This window comes from Gemella haemolysans (genome assembly GCF_001553035.1).
Lineage (GTDB): Bacteria > Bacillota > Bacilli > Staphylococcales > Gemellaceae > Gemella > Gemella haemolysans_B.
Window position 1 is genome coordinate 21,953 of sequence record NZ_KQ959929.1, and the last position, 16,478, is coordinate 38,430.

Consider the following 16,478-nt stretch of genomic DNA (forward strand, 5'->3'; position numbering starts at 1 on the left):
ATTATCGAATTAATTTATAACTTAAATATACATGTTTATAGTTTAAATTTTTTCCTATTTATGGTATCATAAAAAGATAATAAAACATAACAGAAGGATACGAAAAATGGAGAAAGGATTATTAATAGTTCTTTCAGGACCTTCAGGAGTAGGTAAAGGTACTGTTAGAAAAAGAATTTTTGAAAGTAATGATGTTGACTTCGAATATTCAATTTCAATGACGTCAAGAGGTATGAGACCTGGTGAAGTAGACGGGGTTGATTATTTCTTTAAAACAAAAGAAGAATTTGAATCTTTAATTCAACAAGGTGAGTTATTAGAGTATGCTCAGTATGTCGATAATTATTACGGAACTCCCGTTAAATATGTAAGGGAGACGATGGAAAAAGGAAAAGATATATTTTTAGAAATTGAAGTACAAGGTGCGGGACAAGTAAAAAGTAAAATTCCGGATGCTTTATTTATATTTTTAGCACCACCAAGTATTGGTGATCTTAAAGAAAGATTAAAAGGTCGCGGAACTGAGAGTGATGAAGTAATAGAGTCACGTATAGCAAAAGCTAAAAAAGAAATTAACATGATGCATTTATACGATTATGTAGTTGAGAATGACGAAGTGGATAAAGCTGTAGAACGAATTAGGGCTATCATACTGAGTGAGCACTTAAAACGTGAACGTATTGAGATGAAGTATAGAAGAGCATTGTTAGAATTAGAAGAAATGTAGGAGAAAAAAATGTTATATCCAAAATTAGACGTATTAAAATCAAAAGTAAATTCAAAATATATGCTAGTATCATTAGCAAGTAAAAGAGCAAGAGAACTATTTGCAAATCCTGAAACAAGCAAACTTGACAAATACACTTCTCATAAAGAAGTTGGTAAAGCATTAGAGGAAATTGCTGAAGGTAAAATTTCTGTATTAGAAAAATAGTTTAGATTATTGTTTACAAAATGTTATTTTTAGTGTAAAGTAATATAAGTGTTTTTCTTTGAGTGATCGCGGCAGTAATGCTGAGGAAAGTCCATACTCACACAGGCTGAGATGCCTGTAGTGTTCAACGCTAAACGAAAAAATAAGTTTAGGCACCTTATGGTGACGGCAGAAAATATGACCTAAGTAGTCTTCTATATGGTTATGTGTCTTGAAAGTGCCACAGTGACGGAGTTCTTATAGAAATATAAGAAGTGGAACGCGGTAAACCCCTTGAGTGAGCAATTCAAATTTTGGTAGAAGCACTTATTCCGCAGAAATGAATGTAGGAATAGGAAATATGTATATATTTAGACAGATGATCACAGCTATTTTTACGAGAGTAAACTAGTCTCGTTTGAGTAAGATAGATACAGAATATGGCTTATGATAAGAAAAACAACTAGTTCTAGGGGCTCTTAGGAGCCTCTTTTTTTAAGGAGGAAGAAATGAATTTTAATTTAGTAGCAACAACCCCTATGGGAATTGAAGCAATAGTAGCTAAAGAAGTGCAAGAATTAGGTTATGAAACAAAAGTAGAAAACGGGAGAGTGTTCTATTCAGGAGATAAGAGAGCAATAGTACGTTCGAATCTATGGTTAAGATGTGCAGATAGGGTTAAAATCGTAGTTGCACAATTTCCTGCATATACTTTTGAAGAACTTTTTGAAAAAACTAAAGAAATAGAATGGGATAAATATCTTCCAGTAGATGCCAAATTCCCTGTAGATGGACGAAGTCATAAGTCTACATTATTCAGTGTTTCTGACTGTCAGTCAATCGTTAAAAAAGCAATTGTTGAGAAAATGAAGAAAAGCTATGGAGTTACAGGTTGGTTAACTGAGACAGGAGCTAGATATAGATTAGAGATTATTATGTTAAATGATATTGCAACTATTCTATTAGATACTTCTGGAGATGGGCTGCATAAGCGTGGATATCGAGCTAAACAAGGGACTGCACCATTAAAAGAAACATTAGCAGCAGCAATGGTTAAACTTACGAACTGGAAAGGTGAAACACCATTATATGATTTATTCTGTGGATCGGGAACATTATTAATTGAAGCGGCTATGGCAGCACAAAATATGGCACCTGGAATCAATAGAAACTTTGACTTTGAAAAATGGCCATGGATGCCAAAAAGTCTTGTAGATGAAGAAAGAAACAAGGCTGAGGATCTAATTGATTATGAGAAAGAATTAGAATTATATGGTTCTGATATTGATCCTAAGATGATAGCGACTGCTGAAAATAATGCTGAAGAAATAGGATTAGCGGGAGTTATTAAGTTTAAACAAATGTCAGTTTTTGACTTTGTAGCGAAGAAGGAAACTGGGTGTGTGATTGCCAACCCACCGTATGGAGAACGTTTAGGTGAGAAAAAAGAAGTAGAAGCTATGTACAAATTTTTAGGAACGGAACTTAAAAATAAAAAACATTGGTCACTTTATCTTTTAACTTCTCATAAAATGTTTGAACATTTATACGGGAAAAAGGCAACGAAAAGAAGAAAACTTTTCAATGGTTCCATTGAATGTACCTATTATCAATACTGGGGAGAAAAAATAAGATAACATTTGACAATTATAAAAATATATCATAAAATAAGGATGTAAGTAGAGTTATATAAAAGAAAAGAGGTTGAGTTTATGCATTTAACAAAAAGTACTGAACAAGCAATCTGTATAATGGTAATGTTATACCTTCAAGATAGGCATGTTTTCTTAAATTCAAAAGAAATAAGCCAGCGTTTAAATATATCTCCAACGTATCTAAAAAAAATTATGAGGAAATTGGTTGTCAATGATCTAGTTAAAGCTAATACAGGGATTGGCGGAGGATATAAATATAAATCTAACAAGAAAGTTACTTTGTATGATATATATGTTGCGCTAAATGATGAAGTGGAAATTTTTGCGTTAAAAACTGATTATGTTTCTAAAATTTTTGAAGGTGCTTTAGCAGTTGATAAACGTTACAATAAGTATTTGAAGAAAGTTAATACTGTTAATAAGGCAATAAAATCTTCATTAGAAGACATTACAATCGAAAGCTTAGTAGAAGATATTCTTGAAGAAAATGCTAAGATAAGATTAGATTGGAATAATTGGGAAGACGAATTTGAAAGGGTAAATGTCTTCTTTAAAGGATAAAAAAATACGGTTATGAGAATTCATAACCGTATTTTTTATAGCGCACTAGCGAAAGCTTCGATAAATTTATCTATATTTTCAAAGTCTTCGTCAGTATCTGCTTCAATCTCAATTTTAAGGTTTTCTGTAGGATTAGTTGCACCAGTTTTAGCAATTTGCTCATTGAATTGATCTACACAAGCACAATATTCATCATAAATTGTGTCACCAGTACCGATAACTCCATAGATTTTTCCTTCATAATTTTTGTCAGCAAGAGCTTCGAAAAATTCTTCCATTTCCTCTGGTAGCTCTCCTTCACCGTATGTGTATGTAGCTACAATAAATGCATCGGCATCATCAAGAAAATCAAAGTCTTCCATATCTTCGATAAATAATTTTTCTATTTCTAATCCTTTTTCTTCTTCGAATTTTTCAATCATTAAATCAGATAATATTTCCGTATTACCTGTTAAACTCGCATAAACTAATTTAATATTCAAAAAAAATTCCTCCGTTCTATTTATATATAAATGATAACTATTCCCTATTATAACGTATAAGAAAAGTTAAGTAAACAAAAACATTTCAGAATATTTATTTTGAGCAAAACTATTGAAAATTTATGAAAATTGTAGTTTAATTTTACTATAATTTACATTTTGGAGGTACTGTATGGAAAAAGCTTCAATTCTTTTCCATTCTATCTGTAGTTAGAGTAAAATTTAATATCAAAATTTCACAAAATATAAATAGAAGATGAGTAATATACTCAGTTGGAGGATAGATAAATGGAAAACAAATTTACATTCTTTGAGAAATTTATTATGATTTCTACAAAAGAAACTTTATTATTTTTATTAGTGCTTTTTGGGCTATTTTACTTTATGTATTATCTAGCACAAAAAAGAGTTAGTTCTTCAAAGCGAACTTTATTATCAACAGCAATTGGTTTACTTTTAGGTATAGCTATTCAAGCATATTCAGGTTTTAGTGATGAACCGATGAAAATTAAATATGTTGCTGAGATTACGACTTGGTATTCATTATTCGGTAATGGTTTTATTGATTTAATTAAAATGTTAATTGTTCCATTAGTACTTGTGTCAATAATTAATGTTATTGTTAATATTAATGCAAATACAGATGTTAAAAAATTAACACGTTTAACTTTAATTATTACTTTAGGTATGGTAGCTATAAGTTCAATTGTTGGGTTTATAGTGTCTACTGTCTTTAAGCTTGGAAGCAGTTCTATTGTTTTAGGAAATGGAGATAGTAAAATTAAAGAAGTGAAGAACGTTGTAACAATTATTCGCGAATTAATTCCTTCGAATCCAATTAAAGCAATGGTTGATTTTAATGTTATCGGTGTAGTGATCTTTGCAATGTTTATAGGCTTAGCGGCAAGATATATTCAAAATAAAGATGAAAACAAAGTTAAAACTTTTATTGATTATATCGCCAACTTACATGCTATAGTTTCTCGTATGACAGTCCTAGTAATTAGATTATTACCTTATGCAGTAATCCCATTATTAGCGAATACAATTGCTCAAAGAGGATTAAAATCAATTAAAGATGTGTTATTATTCATTGCTTTACTGTATGTAGCCGTAGTAATTCAATTCATTATTCAAGGATTATTCTTAGTTTTACACGGTGTTTCACCAGTTACATACTTCAAAAAAGCAAGTAAACCTTTAGTTTTAGCATTTACATCACGTTCAAGTGCAGGGACTTTACCTCTAACAATTAATACATTAACTAAAGAAATGGGAGTAAACCAATCAACAGCAAACTTTGTTGCTTCGTTCTCTTCTACAGCGGGAATGCAAGGATGTGCGGGGATTTATCCAACGATGTTAGTAGTTTTCTTAGCTAATGCAAATGGAATCGCAATTGATGCAACATTGTTTATTATGACTGTGATTGTTGTAACATTAGGTTCAGTAGGTATTGCAGGAGTTCCTGGAACAGCAATTACTGCCGCTTCAGTTTCTGTAAATGGAGTAGGTTTTGGTGCATTATTTAATCAAATTAACCCAATTTTAGCAGTAGATCCAATTTTAGATATGGGACGTACTTGCTTAAATGTTAGCGGCGGTATGACAAACTCTATAATGGTAGATAAACATTTAGGATTATTTAGTAAAGATAAATTTAATGAGTTTAACAAAGTTACAGAATAAAAATATTAATCGTAGTACGAAAGTGCTACGATTTTTTTGTATTCAAATATTATAGTTAAATAGTAAGAATATAAATACTATCTAACTATAGGATGAAAATGTAGATAGTTTATTTAAAATATGAAATAACAAAACTATCATATGTATATTATTAGTTTTTTTCTTTTTAATATGATAATATAATAAAGGTAAAAATTTAGTAATATATCAAAATTTTGGTCAAAGCATTATTTTGCAATTACGTTAAAATATATGGAGGTACTATGACTGAATTTTTAAAAGAATATGATGTTATTGTAATTGGAGGAGGACATGCTGGAATTGAGGCTGCACACGCCGCTAGTAGAAAAGGTGTTAAAACTTTAATGATTACAATTAACCTAGATACTATTGGTTTTATGCCATGTAACCCAAGTGTAGGAGGACCGGCAAAAGGTATTGTTGTACGTGAAGTAGATGCACTGGGTGGTCTAATGGGACGTGTAGCAGATAAAACTAATATTCAAAGTAAAATGTTAAATACTGCAAAAGGTCCAGCAGTTCGTGCATTAAGAATGCAATCTGATAAGGTAGAATATCAACTAGAGATGAAGAGAATCTTAGAAGATACTCCAAACTTAGATATTGAGCAAGCGATGGTACGTGAACTTATTATTGAAGATAATAAAGTGGTTGGTCTAAGAACTATGCTAGGTACAGCATATAAAGCTAAGACAATAATTATCACAACGGGTACTTACTTGCGTGGTGAAATTGTAATTGGAGATATTAAATATTCTTCAGGTCCTAACCATCAGATGCCATCTATAGATCTTGCAAAGCAATTAGAAGAATTAGGTTTTGATTTAGTTAGATTTAAAACTGGAACACCACCAAGGGTTAATGCTGATAGTGTAGATTTTTCAAAAACAGCAATTCAGCCAGGGGATGATGAAGAGCATGCATTCAGTTATGAAACTACAGAATTTGTGAAAGATCAGGTTCCTTGTTGGTTAACTTATACTAATACAAGTACACATGAAATTATTGATAAAAACTTAGGGCGTTCTGCAATGTACTCTGGAGTTATTAAAGGAACAGGACCAAGATATTGTCCAAGTATTGAAGATAAATATGTTCGTTTTAATGATAAAGAAAGACACCAACTTTTCTTAGAACCAGAAGGAAGAAATACGAAAGAAATCTATGTGCAAGGTTTATCAACGTCTTTACCCGATGATGTACAAAGAGATATGGTTCGAAGTATTGCAGGACTAGAAAATGCAGTTATTATGCGTAATGGTTATGCTATTGAATATGATGCTGTAAATCCAACAACACTTTGGCCAACATTAGAAACTAAATTAATCGACGGATTATTTACAGCTGGTCAGATTAATGGTACAAGTGGTTATGAAGAGGCTGCAGGTCAAGGGATCATGGCAGGAATAAATGCTGCATGTAAAGTTCTAGGTGAAGAACCTATGATACTTGGTAGAGATGAGGCATATATTGGAGTGCTTATTGACGACTTAGTAACAAAAGGAACAAACGAACCATATAGACTTCTAACATCAAGAGCGGAACATAGATTACTTCTACGTCATGATAATGCAGATATGCGTTTAACGGAAAAAGCTTATAACTATGGCTTAGTAACTGAAGAAAGATATAATAAATTCTGTGAAAAACGTAGTATGGTAGCTGATGAAATAGAAAGACTTAAGACTTTTAGAATAACTCCAACAGCTGCGACTTTAGAAAAATTAGCAGAGTTAAATAGTGCAGAAATTCGTGATGGAATTTTAGCAATTGATATGCTAAGACGTCCAGAATTATCTCATGCAAATGTACTTTATTTAGCAAATGACGAAACAGTATTACCTAAAGATGTAGTAGAACAAGTTGAAATCGAGGTTAAATATGAAGGGTATATTAAAAAATCTATTCAACAAGTTGAAAAACTTAAAAAAATGAATGAGATGAAAATACCTACAGATCTTAATTATGATGATGTACCAAGTTTAGCTTTAGAAGCAAGGGAAAAACTAAAAAAAGTTTTACCATTAACGATTGGACAAGCATCTCGTATATCAGGAGTTAATCCAGCGGATATTTCTATTCTATTAGTATACTTAGAACAAAGAAGAGGTATGAATAATGAATAAAGAGCAGTTCTATAATTCTGTGAAAGAAAAGGTAGGTATAGAATTATCAGAACTTCAGAAAGAGCAATATAGTAAATACTATGATTTAGTTGTAGAATGGAACCAAAAAATCAATCTTACAGCTATTACTGAAGAAGATGAGTTCTATACAAAACATTTCTTTGACTCAATTTCATTAGCATTCTATAAAGATTATTCAAATATTGAAAGTATTTGTGATGTGGGAAGCGGTGCAGGATTTCCGTCTATCCCATTGAAAATATTATACCCAAATTTAAAAGTTACTATTGTTGATTCTTTAAATAAACGTATTAAGTTTTTAAATCTAGTTAAGGATGAACTTGGGCTTACTGATTGCAATTTTGTTCATGCAAGAGCGGAAGAATTTGGTCAAAATAAAGAATACAGAGAAAGTTTTGAAATAGTAACTGCTAGAGCGGTAGCAAGATTAAATGTATTAGCTGAACTATGTTTACCATTAGTTAAGAAAGATGGTTACTTTTTAAGTCTAAAAGCTCAAAAAGCTGAAGAAGAGACTAAAGAAGCAATTAATGCAATAAAACTTTTAGGCGGAAAATTAGAGCAAGATCTTGAATTTGATATTGAAGGTGAAGAAAGGCATATACTAGAAATTCGTAAAGCCAAAGAAACACCTAATAAATATCCAAGGAAAGCTGGTACACCGAATAAAAAACCATTACTATAGAATATATAAAAGGAGAATTTTGTAGTTATATCTACGAATTCTCCTTTTGTATATACTTTAATGAAATAAAAAAAGAAAAAAGAAAGAAATTTTCAAAAAATTCTTTACTTTTTTTTGATTTTATATTATTATATTTATTATATTAAAAACAAACAAGAAAAAGGAGGATATATATGTCAAAAAGAGTAAAGGATTTTCTTAATATTATTTTAAACGGAACTGCCTTAGGAGTTGTTGCTGGATTAATTCCAAATGCTGTTTTAAGTACATTGTTTAAGTACTTAGGAACTCTATTTGCACCGAACGTATTCACTACACTTTCACAAGCGATGTATTTATTACAATTTTCTGTACCAGTTTTAGTTGGTGTAATTGTTGGGCAAAGTTTAAAATTTAAACCTTTAGAGTCATCAGTATTAGGTGCTACAGTCTTAGCGGCAAGTGGATCATTAACTTTTAATGCTCAAACAAAAGCGTGGACTGGAGTTCCAATGGGAGATTTATTTAACGTAATTTTAATAGCAGCAATTGGAGCATTAGCATTAGGTTATGTTAAAGATAAATTTGGAGCTGTTACAATCATTTTCTTACCGATAACTGGAGGATTAGTAGCAGCATTAGGATTAGTAACATTACCTTATACAAAGAGTTTAACAAAACTATTAGCGTCATTAATTTTTGAATTCACAACATTACAACCAGTATTAATGTGTATCTTAATAACAATGGCATTCTCATTCTTAATCGTAACACCTGTATCAACAGTGGCTATGGGATTAATCTTATTTACGAATGAGAACTATGTAGGTGCTGGAGCGGCTACATTGGGATTAGTTTCTGCAGCAGCAGTACTAGCAATTGGTACATACAGAGCTAACAGTAAAGGAGCAAGTGTTGCTATCCTATTAGGAGCAATTAAACTTATGATGCCAAACTGTGCACGTAAACCACAATTATTCCTTACTATTTTAACAACAGCAGCAGTTACAGGTTTATCTGGATACTTCCTAAAAATTCTTGGAACACATGAAAGTGCAGGATTTGGAATTATCGGATTAATCGGACCTACAAAATCATATGCAATGAATGGTGGAAACTTACTGCCAATTCTGTTAGCATTCTTTGTAATTCCGTTTGTAGTTGCATTCTTAGCTGATAGACTTTATTCAGATGTATTAAAACTATATAAACCTGAAGCATATAAACCAGAAAACTTATAATTACATTAAAAGATATTCGAATTTATTTCGAGTATCTTTTTTATTTTAAAAATATAGAGATAACGTTGACAAAGTAATTTTGTAATTATAAAATTATAGTAGAAAATATATTAAGGAGAATGATTATGAAAATTTTATTTGCAGGAGCTGGGGCACTGGGTTCAAGATTTGGGTACATGTTATTTAAAAATAATGAGGATGTAACTTTTGTCGATACTTGGGAAGAACATGTTGAAAATATAAAAAATAAAGGATTAAAGGTAATAATTGATGAGGTTGATTTAGGAAACTACTATATTCCAATATATAAACCAGAGCAGATTTCAGGGAAGTATGATGTTATTTTTGTAGCTACTAAATCAATGCAGTTGAGACCAATGTTAGATAGTGTGAAGCATCTTTTTCATGAGGATACTAAAATTGTTTGTATATTAAATGGTCTTGGGCATGTGGAAACACTAAAGGATTATGTGAAAGAAGAAAATATTTTAATAGGTGTTACGGTATGGACTAGTGGTCTTGGTGGACCAGGAATATTGAAAGCTCATGGAACAGGGAAAATAGAATTAAAACAGGTTAAAGAGATTAACCTAGATAGAACATTATCTTTAGTAGAAAGATTTAACGAAGCTGGATTAAATATTAAGTATTCAGCTGATACCTATCAATCAATCTGGCATAAAGCTGGATTAAACTGTGTCCTAAATTCATTTTGTACTTTAATTGATTGTAATATTAATCAGTATGGAAGTTATGATAAGAATTTACAATTGACGAGAGCAGTTTTGAATGAGGTAACAGCTGTAGGAAGAGCAGAAGGAGTAGATGTAAAACAAGAGGTTATAGAGAACAATATTAAGAATATCTTCCCATTGGATATTGCCGGTGCACATTATCCTTCTCTTTATCAAGATATGAAAAATGGTCGGCTTACTGAGATTGATTTCTTAAATGGGGCGATTTCGAGATTAGGAAAAATTCATAATATTCCAACTCCTGTTTGTGATGTTATTACATTAATGATTCACTCTAAGGAGTTCATCAATAATAATAAATAATAGGATTATAAAAGGGATGCTAAAAGGCTCCAAGTAGAGAAATATCAATGTTTTACTTGTATTTTTCTGTCAAAAAAGGTATAATAGTTCGTATGTTCAATTTGTCTATTTTTGGATAGGAGGAAAAGATATGTCATTAGAAATTAATAATGAATTTGGTCATGTTTCTATAAGTGATGATGTTATTGCATCAGTAGCTGGTGGAGCAGCTGTAAGTTGCTACGGGATTATAGGAATGGCTAGTAAAAATCAAGTTAAAGATGGAATTACAGAAATTTTACGTAAAGAAAATTACGCAAAAGGAATTAAAGTAAAAAAAGACGAAGATAAACTTGTTATTGATTTATATATAATTGTTATGTATGGAACAAAAATTTCAGAAATAGCAAACAATGTTCAATCTTCAGTTAAATATCAAATAGAAAAAACACTAGGTGTTAAAGTAGATGAAATTAACATTTACATTCAAGGCATCAAGGTAAATAAATAGGAGGAAAGATAGTGGAGAAAATTAACGGACTTGTTTTAGCTGAAATGATCGATTTAGGATCGAAAAATTTAGCTAAAAATGCAGAAAAAATAAACGCATTGAACGTTTTCCCTGTACCAGATGGTGATACAGGAACAAATATGAATCTTTCGATGTCATCAGGTGCAAAAGAAACGGCTGCAAATGTTGTTGAAAACATCGGTGAATTAGGTAAATCTTTTTCTAAAGGTTTATTAATGGGTGCACGTGGAAACTCTGGTGTTATCCTTTCTCAACTATTTAGAGGGATGTCTCAATATATCGCTGATAAAAAGGAAGTTAATGCAAAAGAATTTGCTGAAGCTATTCAAAATGGTGTAAGTATTGCATATAAAGCGATAATTAAACCTGTAGAAGGAACAATCCTAACAGTTGCACGTGAAGCAGCAGAAGCTGGACTTAAAGCAGCAGAAAATACTACTTCTGTAGTAGAAGTAATGGAAGCTATATATGCTGAAGCCCAAGCGTCACTAAAAAGAACACCTGAATTATTACCAATCTTAAAAGAAGTTGGTGTAGTAGATTCAGGAGGTCAAGGTCTTGTTTGTGTATATCAAGGATTTGTTGCTGCACTGAAAGGTGAAAAAATCGAAGGTTTAGAAGCGGTAGAAACTAATGTTGTTGACATGCAATTTGAAGATAATCATGATATGGACTTCATGAATCCTGAAGATATAGTATACGGATTCTGTACAGAATTCACTGTACGTCTTGATAAAGAGAAAAAAGAATTTAATGAAGATAAATTCCGTGAAGATATGAGTAAATTTGGGGATTCATTATTAGTTATTTCTGATAGTGAGTTTGTAAAAATTCACGTACACACAGAAACTCCAGGAGATGTGTTCAACTATGGGCAACAATACGGAGAACTTATAAAAATTAAATCTGATAATATGAGAGAACAACACCGTGAAGTTCTTAGAAAACAAGAAGCTAAACAAACTACAGCTCCAAAAGAGTTAAAAGAACAAGCGATGATTTCTATTTCTATGGGAGCTGGCTTAAGTAAAGTTTTAACTTCTATGGGAGTTGATTATATCGTAGAAGGTGGACAAACGATGAATCCATCTACTGAAGATATCATGAAAGCTATAAAAGAAGTTAATGCTAAAAATATCTTTATTTTCCCAAATAACAAAAATATCCAACTTGCAGCAAAACAAGCTGCTGAGTTAGCAGAAGAAAATGTTTTTGTTGTTGAAAGTAAAACAGCACCTCAAGGGCTTGCTGCGGTAATGGTATACAATCCACAAGCAGCAGCTGAAGAAAACTTTGCAAATATGCAAGAAGTTTTATCTACGGTAAGTACTTTAGAAGTTACCCATGCTGTTCGTGATACTAACATTGAAGGTGTTGAAATTAAGAAAGATGAATTCATGGGAATTAGAAATGGTAAAATTGTAGTTTCTAATCTATCACTTAATACAGTATTAGAAGAATTATTAGAAAAATCACTTGATGAAGATTCTGAAATTGTTACACTTTACCTTGGTGAAGAAAGTACAGAAGAATATACAGATTTCTTAGAACAATTAATCGAAGAAAAATATCCTGATGTAGAAGTAGAACTTATTGAATCAGGGCAACCGGTATATCCTTATATTATCGGAGTCGAATAATTAAGTGTTAAATTAAAAAAGTAGCATTAGTCTAAAATAGATTAATGCTACTTTAAAGTTGATAGAGTAAAATATCAATATACTAATCATAAGGCATCAAAGCAAATAGATTATGATTGGAAAGGAGAAAACATGGTTGATATAATTATTGCATTATTATTAGCTGCAGGTGCGTACTTAGGATACAAACGTGGGTTAATCATGCAAATTTTTTATCTAGGAACAATTGTAATAGGTTATGTAGTATCAATGTTATTCAGTTCAAGACTAGCATATTTATTTACAAGTATGATACCAATTCCAACTGATGTTACAGATGGTTTAGAAGGGATATATAAAGGATTAAATATTCCAACTGCGTATTACCGAATAGTGTCATTTATTGTATTGTTTATTGTAATTCGATTAATAATACAAATACTAGCACAAACATTAGGAGTTGTTAGAAAATTACCGTTAATAAAAATAACGGATAGATATTTAGGGGCTATTTTAGGATTTGTTGAAATCTATTTAATAGTTTTCGTAGTATTATATCTAGTAACGGTATTGCCTACACCAGACTGGAAGATAGCGATATTTAAAGATTCAGTGTTACCAGACTATATAATACAAAACACACCAGTGTTGTCTAAACAGTTTATTAGTTTATTCTTTAATAAATAATTGAAAGAATCGGAGTACGTAAAGTACTTCGATTTTTTGTAAACTTAAACCAGATTATGATTTTAATCGAAAGAAATTGTTTAATGCTTGTATTTAGTGTATAATAGTTTGTGTTATAAAATGATAAAGCATGTAAATATAGATAGAAGGAGTGAGATTAGATTGAATAAAATTACTCAAAAGAAACTTAATTTAGACCTAGTTTTAAAAGATATAGAGAAATATTGTTTCTCAGAGTTATCTTATGAAAAAATAAAAAATTTAGAATATATAACAAATTATGAGAAGTTAGTAGAAGTTCATAAAGAAAACGAAGAAGGATATGACTTACTAAGAAAATATCCAAATGAATTCAAATTAAAAATATTTGATTATAATGCTAGTGTTAAAAAAGCTAAAATTGATAGTGTCCTTTCAGAAAAGGAACTCTTCCATATATTAAGAAATATTATAACTTATGATAGATTTTCTAGAAGATTTGAGAATATTAAATTACAAGAGCATGTTAACTATCCTAGTTTAACAAAATATGTTGTTAAACTAGATGATTTTAGTGATCTTGAAAGGTATCTAGATAGAATAATAGACGAGGATGGTTATATAAGACCAGACGCTTCGTTAGAACTGAAAAATATCAAAGTAAATATTTCTAAGTTGAAAAACAAAAGTGATCAAATTTTAAAAAATATCTTACGTTCAAATGTCAAAAAATTGACTGAAGCAATTGTTACAAAGAGAAATGACCGTGATGTTATTTTAGTAAAACCAGAATATAAAAATGATTTTGGTGGAATTATCCATGATGAGAGTGCTTCGGGTAATACTTTTTATGTTGAACCAAAAGAAAATGTAGAGATTAACAATGAAATTGGTATACTGAAACGCAAAGAAAGAGAAGAAATACTTAGAATTTTAAAAGAAGCTTCAGAAGTTATTAAAGAAAAAGCTGACGAACTTATAAATTCACTTTGGAATTTCTCACAAATAGAGTTTATTTTTTCAAAAATGAACTTTTGTGCTAGAAATGGCTTTAATAAACAAAGCATAGTAAATTCACAAGAACTTAATCTAAAGAAAGCATATAATCCATTAATTGATAAAGATGTAGTTGTAAAAAATGATGTTATTCTAGATAATAAAGGAAATTCACTAATAATAACTGGTCCTAACACTGGAGGTAAGACTGTAATATTAAAAACAGTTGGATTATGTGTGTACTTATCACATTTAGGATTTTATATTCCAGCATTAGAGGAATCAATAGTCGGATTTTTTGAAGATGTATTTGTAGATGTGGGAGATGAGCAATCAATCGAGAATAACTTATCTACCTTTTCTTCACATATGACTAATATAATTGATATATTAAATAAAACAAATGATAAGAGTATTATTCTATTAGATGAATTATGTTCAGGAACTGATCCAAGCGAAGGTGCTGTGCTATCAATTGCGTTATTAGAGAAATTTAAGAATCTAAATGCAACGATGTTATGTACAACGCACTATCCAGAAATTAAAAATTATTGTTTTGAATCAGAGTATTATAAAAACTCATCTATGGAATTTGATTTTGAAAAATTAAAGCCAACTTATAGATTTATAATAGGTTTACCAGGGAAATCTAATGCAATAAATATTTCTGCTAAATTAGGTTTGGAGCAATCTATTATCGATGAAGCGAGTTCGCTATTAGAAGTTAATACAAAAGAGAACAATCTCTTCATAGATAAACTATCGGAAAGCATTAGAGAATATGATTATAAATTAGAATATATAAATAAAAGTTTAGATGAAATTGATGAAGTTAAAGAAACTCTTGAATATAATCTACAGAAATATGAAGAGTATAAAGAAAGTCTGTATAATGATTTAAGTATAGAATTAAATAAAGAAATAGAAGAGAAAAAAGAAGAAATGCTTGAAATTTATAAAGAATTTAAAGACAATACTTCTTTAAAACAACATGAACTTAATGAGCTACTTCATTCTATGGATAAGAGTAAGAATAAAGTAAAATTACAAAGAAAATTAGAAAGTCAACCTAAGTTTAATAATAGTGAAATACAGGTTGGTGATGATGTGCTCGTACTAAGTTATAATCAAAGAGCGACTGTATTAGAAATTTCAGGAAACACCCTACAAATAAAAATGGGGGCTATGAAACTAAATATCAAGAAAAAAGAAGTTAGAAAAATCGAAAGTGAACCAGAAATTGCTAAAAGATATGTAAGCACAAGTAGTGTAAGTAGTAAAAAAGTCGGTATTGATATTAATGTAATAGGATTAAATACAGAAGAGGCCATAAGAGAGATTGAAAATTATATGGATAAAGTAATACTTCAAGGTTATGATACATTTACTATTATTCATGGTTTAGGTTCTGGTATACTACGAAAAAATATCGGAGAATACCTTAAAAATAATAGATATGTAGCTAGCTATAGAACCGGAGGGCAAAACGAAGGTGGAATGGGAGCTACTGTCGTTGAGATGAAATAAAAGGTTAAGTTGGATTAAATTCCAACCTAACCTTATTTTTTATATATCCAATATCTTAATGTAGTTCTGGATTCTTCTACTACCTCGTTTTCTAAAATACCGCCACATGATTCAATAGTACGTTTTGAAGCTATATTATTTTTATCGCAAGTAATTAGAATTTTCTGTAGACCGAGTGAAAATAAAAATTCAGAAGTGTAGTTTAACATTCTCTTAGCGTAACCCTTTCTTCTTTCTGACTTTCTAACACTATAACCTATATGACCACCGAAGTTTAATAGATAATCATTAAGTTCATGTCTTGCGTTAATAATACCGACAATCTTATTATCATCTAGTGCAAAAAAAGTATGAGCAGTAACAAATCCTGGAGTGACTGTTTCTTTATATTTAGTATTTTCTACAAATTTTACCCATTCAGGGATAGATAAAGCAGTCATATTAGCTGCACCATGAATGATTTCATTATTAAGAACAAATTCTTCTTTGTAATTTAATATTTGTTCCAAAGTAACATCTTTAGGTTCTTTAAAGATAATCATAAAAAATCCTCCTTATACTATGTTATTAATATAATATCTCATTAGAATTTGATTGTAAATAATAAAAAAAAGAAATATTGAAAAAAATATGAAAAAAAATGAAAAATAATATTGACAAGAAATAAAGATAATGATAGAATAGTAAAAGTCTTCTCGAGAAGAAGACGAACAATCAAACATTTCAAA

At 30.4% G+C, this 16,478-nt stretch carries 15 protein-coding genes and 1 other RNA gene; 14 read left to right on the plus strand and 2 right to left on the minus strand.

The window, feature by feature from the left end; all coding sequences use genetic code 11:
- The first annotated feature begins 106 nt into the window (after positions 1-106).
- The 5 genes from gmk (at position 107) to HMPREF3186_RS02065 (ending at position 3,129) form a co-directional block, all read left to right on the plus strand.
- Complete coding sequence (gmk, locus tag HMPREF3186_RS02045; RefSeq protein ID WP_060913708.1) at positions 107-727, plus strand: guanylate kinase; 621 nt, start codon at positions 107-109, stop codon at positions 725-727.
- Positions 728-736: 9 nt separating this feature from the next.
- The gene (rpoZ, locus tag HMPREF3186_RS02050) at positions 737-934 is read left to right on the plus strand and encodes a DNA-directed RNA polymerase subunit omega (protein WP_004264469.1); all 198 of its coding nucleotides are present in this window, start codon (positions 737-739) and stop codon (positions 932-934) included.
- Between the two features lie 54 nt (positions 935-988).
- Positions 989-1,366, plus strand: an RNA gene (gene rnpB, locus HMPREF3186_RS02055) — RNase P RNA component class B.
- Between the two features lie 56 nt (positions 1,367-1,422).
- Positions 1,423-2,550 carry a THUMP domain-containing class I SAM-dependent RNA methyltransferase gene (locus tag HMPREF3186_RS02060; protein WP_060913709.1) on the plus strand — a complete coding sequence of 376 codons (1,128 nt, stop codon included), beginning with the start codon at positions 1,423-1,425 and terminating at the stop codon, positions 2,548-2,550.
- Positions 2,551-2,625: 75 nt separating this feature from the next.
- Positions 2,626-3,129, plus strand: a complete 504-nt coding sequence (locus tag HMPREF3186_RS02065) for an RrF2 family transcriptional regulator (protein WP_060913710.1) — start codon at positions 2,626-2,628, stop codon at positions 3,127-3,129.
- Positions 3,130-3,164: 35 nt separating this feature from the next.
- Here the strand turns inward: HMPREF3186_RS02065 and HMPREF3186_RS02070 are convergent, their stop codons facing one another.
- A complete protein-coding gene (locus tag HMPREF3186_RS02070) occupies positions 3,165-3,611 on the minus strand; it encodes a flavodoxin (protein WP_060913711.1) in 447 nt (148 codons plus the stop codon).
- Between the two features lie 288 nt (positions 3,612-3,899).
- On the opposite strand from HMPREF3186_RS02070, the gene HMPREF3186_RS02075 reads away from it, so the two are divergent.
- The 9 genes from HMPREF3186_RS02075 to HMPREF3186_RS02115 all read left to right on the plus strand — a co-directional run bounded on the left by HMPREF3186_RS02075 (position 3,900) and on the right by HMPREF3186_RS02115 (position 15,750).
- Positions 3,900-5,300 (plus strand): cation:dicarboxylate symporter family transporter, encoded by a 1,401-nt coding sequence (locus HMPREF3186_RS02075; protein WP_060913712.1) that lies wholly within the window; start codon positions 3,900-3,902, stop codon positions 5,298-5,300.
- A 263-nt stretch (positions 5,301-5,563) separates the two neighbouring features.
- Positions 5,564-7,447, plus strand: coding sequence for a tRNA uridine-5-carboxymethylaminomethyl(34) synthesis enzyme MnmG (mnmG, locus tag HMPREF3186_RS02080; RefSeq protein WP_060913713.1), 1,884 nt, complete (start codon positions 5,564-5,566; stop codon positions 7,445-7,447).
- Positions 7,440-8,153 (plus strand): 16S rRNA (guanine(527)-N(7))-methyltransferase RsmG, encoded by a 714-nt coding sequence (gene rsmG / locus HMPREF3186_RS02085; protein ID WP_060913714.1) that lies wholly within the window; start codon positions 7,440-7,442, stop codon positions 8,151-8,153. Before mnmG ends, rsmG begins: the two co-directional genes overlap by 8 nt.
- A gap of 173 nt (positions 8,154-8,326) precedes the next feature.
- Complete coding sequence (locus HMPREF3186_RS02090; RefSeq protein WP_060913715.1) at positions 8,327-9,373, plus strand: PTS sugar transporter subunit IIC; 1,047 nt, start codon at positions 8,327-8,329, stop codon at positions 9,371-9,373.
- A 125-nt stretch (positions 9,374-9,498) separates the two neighbouring features.
- Complete coding sequence (locus tag HMPREF3186_RS02095) at positions 9,499-10,431, plus strand: ketopantoate reductase family protein (protein WP_060913716.1); 933 nt, start codon at positions 9,499-9,501, stop codon at positions 10,429-10,431.
- A 130-nt stretch (positions 10,432-10,561) separates the two neighbouring features.
- Positions 10,562-10,921 (plus strand): Asp23/Gls24 family envelope stress response protein, encoded by a 360-nt coding sequence (locus tag HMPREF3186_RS02100; RefSeq protein WP_003144659.1) that lies wholly within the window; start codon positions 10,562-10,564, stop codon positions 10,919-10,921.
- An 8-nt stretch (positions 10,922-10,929) separates the two neighbouring features.
- The gene (locus HMPREF3186_RS02105) at positions 10,930-12,582 is read left to right on the plus strand and encodes a DAK2 domain-containing protein (protein ID WP_231724142.1); all 1,653 of its coding nucleotides are present in this window, start codon (positions 10,930-10,932) and stop codon (positions 12,580-12,582) included.
- A 132-nt stretch (positions 12,583-12,714) separates the two neighbouring features.
- Positions 12,715-13,248 (plus strand): CvpA family protein, encoded by a 534-nt coding sequence (locus HMPREF3186_RS02110; RefSeq protein WP_004264291.1) that lies wholly within the window; start codon positions 12,715-12,717, stop codon positions 13,246-13,248.
- A gap of 162 nt (positions 13,249-13,410) precedes the next feature.
- Positions 13,411-15,750 (plus strand): endonuclease MutS2, encoded by a 2,340-nt coding sequence (locus HMPREF3186_RS02115; protein ID WP_060913718.1) that lies wholly within the window; start codon positions 13,411-13,413, stop codon positions 15,748-15,750.
- A gap of 32 nt (positions 15,751-15,782) precedes the next feature.
- Here the strand turns inward: HMPREF3186_RS02115 and HMPREF3186_RS02120 are convergent, their stop codons facing one another.
- A complete protein-coding gene (locus HMPREF3186_RS02120) occupies positions 15,783-16,292 on the minus strand; it encodes a GNAT family N-acetyltransferase (RefSeq protein ID WP_060913719.1) in 510 nt (169 codons plus the stop codon).
- Positions 16,293-16,478 lie beyond the last annotated feature (186 nt).